Here is a 7411-nt window from a genome sequence, read left to right as displayed (position 1 = left end):
CGGCGACCATCTGTGACTGCGTGGTCGCCATCAGGCTGCGCCTGGTGCCCAGGCGCAGCGCCCCCGAGGTGAGGGTCACAGCTCCACCTCCCTTACGGCTTCGGGCATCTTCGGGTCGAGGTCGAACAGCTCGCGGAGCGCTTCCGCATAATGATCGCCTCCCGGGCTGGTGGCGAGCTGTTTGACACGCACAGTCGGCTCGTGCAGCAGCTTGTCCACGACCCGTTGGACGGTCTGCGCCACCTCGTCCTTGGCCTTGCCGTCGAGGTGGGGCATCCGCATGAGCAGCCTGCCCAGCTCCGCCTCGACCACCCCGGCGGCCTTGCTGCGCAGCGCGACCACGGTCGGGGTGACCTTGGCGGCCCGCTCGGCGCTCAGGAAGGCGGCCAGCTCCTCGGCGACCAGGGTGCGCACCGACTCGATCGTGTCGCCGTCGCGCGAGCCGATGCCGGACTCCTGGATGGTCTCCAGGTCGACGAGCGTGACGCCGGGCACCTCGCGCACGGCGGAGTCGATGTCGTGCGGCAGCGCCAGGTCCAGCAGGAACGCCTGCCTGCCGGACATGACGGACTTGAGCATGTCGGGGGTGATGACGTGCTGCCCGCCGCCGGTGCAGGTGATGACCAGCTCGGCCGCGGCCAGCTCCTCGGGTACGGCCGCGAACTCCACGGCCCGGCCGCCGACCGCCTCGGCCAGCCGTACGCCTCGCTCCAGCGTACGGTTGGCCACGACGATGTCGGTGACGCCCGCGCGCGCCAGCGTGACGGCGGCCAGCGAGCTCATCGAGCCCGCCCCCACCACCAGGGCGCGGCGGCCGGCCAGGTCGCCCGCCAGCGCCAGCCCCGCGGTGACCAGCGAGGCGCTGGCCGTGTCGATGCCGGTGTCGGTGTGGGCGCGCTTGCCCACGCGCAGCGCCTGCTGCATCAGCTCGTTGAGGGTGGCGCCGACCGTGCCCTGCTTCTGGGCCAGCTTGAGCGCCCTGCGGACCTGGCCGAGGATCTGCCCCTCGCCGACGACCATCGAGTCGAGGCCGCAGACCAGCGAGAACAGGTGCTCGACCGCGCGGTCCTCGTAGTGCACGTACAGGTGCGGGCGCAGCTCGTCGACGGTGACGCCCGTGTGCACGCTCAGCAGACGGCTGATCGAGGTGACGGCGGCGTGGAACCGGTCGACCGCGGCGTAGATCTCGACCCTGTTGCAGGTGGAGACGACCATGGCCTCGGCCACGCAGGCGTCCTGCTGCACGTCGTACAGAAGCTTGACGAGCGTCTCGCCGGAGACGGCGACGCGCTCCAACATCGCCACCGGCGCCGTGCGGTGGCTGATGCCGATCGTGAGAACGCTCACAGATCCTCCTTCGGAGGTCCTGTCAGCAGACCGGTCTGCTCGCTGGGCTCGCTCACTGCGCTGTCCACGGCCATAAGTGGCCCTCCTGCTTTGCGTTGCTCGTGAAACGCAAGGATCTGCAGTTCGATTGATAGGTCAACTTTACGGACATCGACACTGTCCGGAACAGAAAGCACTACGGGCGCGAAGTTGAGAATGCTGGTAACCCCGGCGGATACCACGCGGTCGCAGACCTCCTGAGCCGCGGCCGCCGGCGTCGCCAGAACGACGATTGACACCCCGCGCCGCCCGATCACGGCTTCCAGTACGTCGATGTGCTCAACATTCAACCCGGCGATGGTGTCGCCCACGACTTCGGGGTCGGCGTCGAGCAGCGCCGCGACGCGGAAGCCCCTCGACACGAACCCGCCGTAGTTGGCCAGGGCGCGGCCCAGGTTGCCGACGCCGACGATGGCGACCGCCCAGTCCTGGGTCAGGCCGAGCTCACGGGAGATCTGGTAGACGAGGTACTCGACGTCGTAGCCGACGCCCCGCGTGCCGTACGAGCCGAGGTGAGACAGATCCTTGCGCAGTTTGGCCGAGTTGACCCCGGCCGCCACGGCCAGGTCCTCCGAGCTGACGGTGGCGACGCCCCTCTCCGCCATCCCGTGCAGCGCCCTCAGGTACAACGGGAGCCGGGCGACCGTTGCCTCGGGGATCCCGCGGTCGCGGGAGTGGGACGGGCTCTTCACGTGCCGGAGCTCCAGAGGACGAGCGGCCTTGCGACCGCGTGAATGGAATCGAACCGCCTTTCAGGTTAATCCCTTTGTGAAGCGATGCACAAAGTCGGACCGATGGGGGTGGACGATACGGTGGACGGATGCACCGCATCACGCTGCTCGGCCGGCCGGGCTGCCATCTGTGCGAGGACGCGCGCGCGATCATCTCGCGCGTGGCGGGAGAGCTGGGCGTGCCCTGGGAGGAGGTCGACATCGACTCCTCGCAGGAGTTGCGGGAGAAATACTGGGAGATGATCCCGGTCACCCTGGTCGACGGCGTGCAGCACGACTTCTGGCGGGTGTCGGAGGAGCGGCTGCGGGCCGCCCTCGCCTCCTAGCGCGTCGCGCTAGTACATGGCGCTGGGCAGCGGCACGACCTTGGCCGCCTGGACGTTCAGCTCGATGATGTTGGTGGCCAGCACCATGCTCTGCCGCTCGTTGACGAACCGCTCGACGTGCGGCTGGCGCTGGTGGTCGCGGTAGGCGACCTCGTCGCGGTAGAGCTCGTAGACGATGCGCTGGAGCGGGGCCGACTTGACGGCGTGGCAGGCGTAGACCAGCGTGTCGGGCTCGCCCCTGCGCACGGCCTCGACGGTGGCCTCGGCCAGGCGGTCGAAGGCCTCGCCCGAGCCGTCCATGAGCGTGAAGACGGTCAGCATGCCGTAGATGTTCGGGGACGGCCGGCTGGAGGCGGGCTGGGCCTGGCCCTGGGGCTGCTGGACCGCGCCGCGCGAGCCGGTGGAGAACATCTCGGCGCCCGGGTACATCGCGCCCGTCGCGGGCATCGAGTGGTCCTGCGGCATGCCGGGCCGCGCCGGGCCCGGGTGCGTCGGGGCGGAGTGCGGGGGCCCGGAACGGTGCGGGCCTGAGTGCGGGCCCGAGTGCGGGCCGGGCTGCGGACCGGACTGCGGGCCGGGCGGGATCGCGCCGTGCCTGCCGTTCATGATGTAGCCGGTCGAAGGGCCCTCGTCGGGCGGCGGCGCCATCCGGGCAGCGTAGTCGACCTGCTGGTCGCCCGCCCGGTATTCGGCCACCAGATCTCCCAGGCCCGACCTGCGGGGCTGCGTGGGCGGCTGGTTGGGCGGCTGCATGGGTGACTGCATCTGCGGCTGCTGGGCTGGCTGCATGGGCGGCTGCTGCGGGGGCAGCCCCTGCTGCTGCATCTCGGCAACGGGCCGGTAGAAGGGGTCGGACTCGGGGAACGGGTCGCGCTCGCGCATGGCCCTGCGGCCGGGCGAGGTGCGCTCGCCCCTGCGGTCAGGCGCCCTCCGGTCGCCCGCCCGGCGGTCGGGCGCCTCGTCCTCCTCCTCGTCCTCGTACGGCGCCAGCGGCCGCAGCACGGTGTACCAGATGGCGGCGGCGGCCACCGCGAGCAGCGCCGTGGCGAAGACCCCCGGCACCGCGAACCGCATCGCGCCGATCAGCGCGATGCCGGAGGGCACGATGACCAGGACGGCGTGCAGGTTGTCGGTGTCCTCCTCGTCGCCGCTGCGCCAGCGCAGCCCGGCGACCACCAGGGCGGCCAGCATGATCAGCCCGGCGATGGTGTGCGCGCCGATCAGCAGGTAGCGCGGGATGACATCCCAGTGCCCCTCGATGCCGGGCAGCGACCTGCCCATCTCGTCGACGCCGCTGACCGGGTCGAAGGTCAGCACCACGCCGGAGACGATGGTGAACGCGATGCCGAACAGCCACCCGGCGAACTTCGGCGGCACCTTCCTGGCGAGGAGCTGGATCAGCCCGAGCCCGAGCCACAGGGGCGCCAGCAGTGACCCGCCCAGTTGGAAGAACTTGAACGTGACCGTCCCGAACCCCATGAGATAGCCGACGCCCACCGAGCCGAGCGCGAGACAGAGCGCGACGGCCGAAACGGTCCAGGCGATCAACCACCCCTCAACCTCGTCGTTCAACCGCCGGATCAGGGCAACGGCGGTGATCGCGGCAAGGAGGGCACCGGCGAATGCGATGACAGCAACGAGGATCTCCATGGTGACTCCAATGCTGCCGGACAATGCCTCCCAGCCGGTAGCCGAAGAGGGAACGGGTCGGTCCACACGGTATCGGCCGGTTACGTCTAGTCATGCCTGAGGGAAGCGGATTGTGGAATTTCCGGTTGATTTCTAGAGTGTTCGAGCACGGCGCACCCCTTACCCGTAGGGATACCGGATGCCTGACTCGTGGCCGTTCGCCGGGCTACTCACGCCAGCGGTCGCTGGCCCCGCCCGGACGAGCGAGCTTGCCGTGCGGGAAGAGATTCCCGACGACCTCCGTACGCTCGTGCTGCACGCCAAGACCGGTGATTCCGACGCTTTTGGCACGCTCTATGACCGTTACGTGGATTTGGTGTACCGCTACATCTACTTCCGCGTCGGCTCCCATCCGCTGGCCGAGGACCTCACCAGCGAGACCTTCCTGCGCGCGCTCCGCCGGATCACCGACTTCACCTGGCAGGGCCGTGACTTCGGCGCCTGGCTCGTGACCATCGCCAGGAACCTGGTCACCGACCACTTCAAGTCCGGCCGCTACCGGCTGGAGGTCCCCACCGGGGAGGTGATCGACGTTCCCCTGGACGGCCCGCACATCCCGGAGAACGCCGTCGTCACGGCCATCATCAACGACCGGATCCTGCGCGCCGTACAGGATCTGAACCCCGAGCAGCAGGAGTGCGTCGTCCTGCGCTTCCTGCACGGGTTGTCGCTCGCCGAGACCGCGTTGATCATGGGGAAGAAGAGTGGAGCGATCAAAGCGCTGCAGTTCCGTGCCATCCGGGCGTTGGCCAGGGCGCTCAAGCACGACCTGGCGTAACCTCCGCCGACCGCGCCTCGTTAGGCAGGTGGTATCACTGGACTCATCGCGGGGGCGTCAGGGGAGCGGTCATGGGTAGGGCGCGCAGATCGCGCGAGCGCGTACTCGGTCACCTCGTCGAGCTGGGGTCGCTGCCGCTGGGCGGCGGCCCGTCCGCGGGCTTTCGCGAACGCCTGCGCGCCGACCTCCTGTCCGGCCGCCTGTCGGACCGCGCCCTGCGCGAGCCCGTACGGCCCGCGCGCCGCTCGAACCGCCGCCGCCCCCTGTGCGGGCTCTCGTGGCTCTCCCAGGCCGCCACGTTCGCTCTGGCGGGCGTGATGATGCTGTCGGCGTTCGCCACCTACCAGGCGCTGCCCGGCGACACGCTGTACCCGCTCAAGCGCGCCGCGGAGAGCACGCTCGTCCGGCTCAGCGGCGACGACGTGGAGCGGGCCGAGCGCGAGCTGGTCTCGGCCAGGACGCGGGCCGCGGAGGTCGCCGAGCTGCTCGGCTCGTCCGGCGAGGGGCCGCTGGTCGGCGAGACGCTCGACGACATGGAGAAGTCGACCCGCTCGGGCATCAGCAGGCTGGAGCGCGTCGCGCCGCGCTCGCCGAAGATCAACCGGTTCGCCCGGGACCAGAAGGACATGGTCGAGCCGATGCTGGAGCAGTTGCACGGCGACGAGCAGGATCAGGCCTCCGGATACCTCAATTACATTGAAGGGCTCGTGGCCCCGGGCTAGGTAAGCTGAGGCCCATGTGGCGGCTAATGCGACGGCAGCGCGAGGTGGAGGCGGAGATCGCCGGCGAGGCGGCGGCGGCGGCCGCGGTCACCGTGCCTCCCACGGAGCCCGATCTGCAGGCGGCGGCCTTCTTCGACGTCGACAACACGATGATGCGCGGCGCCTCGATCTACCACTTCGCCAGGGGGCTGGCCACGCGCGGCATGTTCACCACGTCCGACCTGTTCAAGTTCGCGGTCGGGCAGGCGGTGTTCCGGCTGCGCGGCAACGAGAACCCCGAGCACATCGCGGTCGCCCGCGAGACGGCGCTGGCGTTCGTGGCCGGCGCGAAGGTCGACGACGTGATCCGGCTGGGCGAGGAGATCTACGACGAGGTCATGGCCGACCGCATCTGGGGCGGCACCAGAGCCCTCGCGCAGAGCCACCTCGACCGCGGCCAGCGGGTCTGGCTCGTCACGGCCACGCCGGTCGAGCTGGCCAGGGTCATCGCCCAGCGGCTCGGCCTGACCGGCGCGCTGGGCACCGTGGCCGAGACCACCGACGGCGTCTACACCGGGCACCTGGTCGGCGACCTGCTCCACGGCCCCGCCAAGGCCGAGGCGGTGCGGGCGCTGGCCCGCAGGGAGGGCCTCGACCTGACCCGGTGCACCGCCTACAGCGACTCGGCCAACGACCTGCCCATGCTGTCGCTGGTCGGCCACCCCGTGGCCATCAACCCCGACAGCGAGCTGCGTGAGCACGCCCGGCAGCTGGAGTGGCCGATCAAGGACTTCCGTACGGGGAGGAAGGCCACGCTGACCGCGCTGCCGATCGCCGCCGGGGTCGGGGCCGTGGCGGGCGGCATCGCGGCGGGCATCGCCCTGCGCCGCCACTACCGCGGCCCCCGGTAGGAACCTCTACCTGAAGCGGGCGAAGAGCTTGTCCGCCTCCGGCTGCCTCCAGACGAGCCTGTTCTTGTCCTGCGGGTCGGGCTGCCAGGGCACCGTGAAGAACGTCACCTTGCTCTGGGTCAGCCCGACGGCGATCCCGGCCATGGTGTCGAGGTCGAAGCCCTTGTCGGTCTTGACCGACTTCTTCACCGTGTCGAGCAGGCCCTGGAGTTCGTCCTGGTCGTCCAGCAGCGTCCTGGCCTTCTTCAGCATCGACATCATGACCTGCTGCTGACGCTTGATGCGCGAGATGTCGGACCCGTCGCCATAGTGCCGCAGCCGGATCCAGGCCAGCGCTTTCTCGCCGTCGAGCACATGCGTGCCCCGCTCCAGCTTCAGCTTGCTCGCCCTGTCGTCCACCGGCTCCGGCACGGTGACCTCGACGCCGCCGAGCGCGTTCACGACCTCCTCGACCGAGGTGAAGTCGAGGTCGATCGTGTGGTCCACGCGTACGCGCGTCAGCGACTCGACCGTCTTGACCGCGCAGTCCATCCCGCCCATGTTGTAGGCCTGGTTGAGCATGTCCCGGTAGGCGGGCCGGGACCCGCACGCCGCGATCTGCACCATCGAGTCCCTGGGCAGGTTGACGGCGGTGATGTTCGCCCGGTCGGCGGGCAGGTGCACCAGCAGCATCGTGTCCGAGCGCGCGCCCTCACGGAACCTCTCCGTGCCGGCGAGGCTGTCCGTGCCGACCAGCAGGATGTTCATGGCGTCGCGGTTCACCTTCACCGGGGGGTTGCCCAGCCCGATCCCCGCCGTCCGGTGGTCGCGCAGCACCAGCGTCGGCACCGCCACGACGGCGGCCGTGGCCGCCGCGACCAGGCCGGGCATCAGCCAGGGGGGGCGGCAG

General features: G+C 70.1%; 8 protein-coding genes. 4 read left to right on the top strand and 4 right to left on the bottom strand.

What is annotated here, in order from left to right; genetic code table 11:
* Window positions 1-75 precede the first annotated feature (75 nt).
* Together KME77_RS22990 and KME77_RS22985 are read right to left on the bottom strand one after the other, a co-directional pair.
* Complete coding sequence (locus KME77_RS22990; RefSeq protein WP_219471007.1) at window positions 76-1347, bottom strand: glutamyl-tRNA reductase; 1272 nt, start codon at window positions 1345-1347, stop codon at window positions 76-78.
* On the bottom strand, window positions 1344-2078 hold the full coding sequence (locus KME77_RS22985) for a redox-sensing transcriptional repressor Rex (protein ID WP_308250838.1): 735 nt from the start codon (window positions 2076-2078) through the stop codon (window positions 1344-1346). The genes KME77_RS22990 and KME77_RS22985 overlap by 4 nt, the downstream gene beginning before the upstream one ends.
* A 128-nt stretch (window positions 2079-2206) precedes the next feature.
* Between KME77_RS22985 and KME77_RS22980 the strand changes: the two genes are divergently transcribed.
* On the top strand, window positions 2207-2443 hold the full coding sequence (locus tag KME77_RS22980) for a glutaredoxin family protein (protein ID WP_219471006.1): 237 nt from the start codon (window positions 2207-2209) through the stop codon (window positions 2441-2443).
* Window positions 2444-2452: 9 nt separating this feature from the next.
* On the opposite strand, the gene KME77_RS22975 is transcribed toward KME77_RS22980, so the two are convergent.
* Complete coding sequence (locus KME77_RS22975; protein ID WP_219471005.1) at window positions 2453-4015, bottom strand: putative quinol monooxygenase; 1563 nt, start codon at window positions 4013-4015, stop codon at window positions 2453-2455.
* 256 nt (window positions 4016-4271) lie between these two features.
* Here KME77_RS22975 and KME77_RS22970 point away from each other — a divergent pair, with 256 nt between their 5' ends.
* From KME77_RS22970 to KME77_RS22960, 3 genes are all read left to right on the top strand, one after another.
* Window positions 4272-4910, top strand: a complete 639-nt coding sequence (locus KME77_RS22970) for a sigma-70 family RNA polymerase sigma factor (protein WP_219471004.1) — start codon at window positions 4272-4274, stop codon at window positions 4908-4910.
* A gap of 71 nt (window positions 4911-4981) precedes the next feature.
* Window positions 4982-5632 (top strand): DUF5667 domain-containing protein, encoded by a 651-nt coding sequence (locus tag KME77_RS22965; protein ID WP_219471003.1) that lies wholly within the window; start codon window positions 4982-4984, stop codon window positions 5630-5632.
* A gap of 14 nt (window positions 5633-5646) precedes the next feature.
* A complete protein-coding gene (locus tag KME77_RS22960) occupies window positions 5647-6522 on the top strand; it encodes an HAD family hydrolase (RefSeq protein WP_219471002.1) in 876 nt (291 codons plus the stop codon).
* 6 nt (window positions 6523-6528) lie between these two features.
* Here the strand turns inward: KME77_RS22960 and KME77_RS22955 are convergent.
* A partial coding sequence (locus KME77_RS22955) for an LCP family protein (protein WP_219471001.1) occupies window positions 6529-7411 on the bottom strand: 883 nt, incomplete at its 5' end.

It is taken from the genome of Nonomuraea rhizosphaerae (assembly GCF_019396405.1).
GTDB classification, from domain to species: domain Bacteria; phylum Actinomycetota; class Actinomycetes; order Streptosporangiales; family Streptosporangiaceae; genus Nonomuraea; species Nonomuraea rhizosphaerae.
Note: the sequence above shows the minus strand (reverse complement) of the source record. Positions and strands in the feature narration are given on the sequence as shown.

Excerpts from the sequence above, each read along its gene's own strand:
- KME77_RS22970 (WP_219471004.1), top strand. The coding sequence starts at position 4,272 with ATGCCTGACTCGTGGCCGTTCGCCGGGCTACTCACGCCAGCGGTCGCT.
- KME77_RS22960 (WP_219471002.1), top strand. The coding sequence starts at position 5,647 with ATGTGGCGGCTAATGCGACGGCAGCGCGAGGTGGAGGCGGAGATCGCC.
- KME77_RS22980 (WP_219471006.1), top strand. The coding sequence starts at position 2,207 with ATGCACCGCATCACGCTGCTCGGCCGGCCGGGCTGCCATCTGTGCGAG.
- KME77_RS22965 (WP_219471003.1), top strand. The coding sequence starts at position 4,982 with ATGGGTAGGGCGCGCAGATCGCGCGAGCGCGTACTCGGTCACCTCGTC.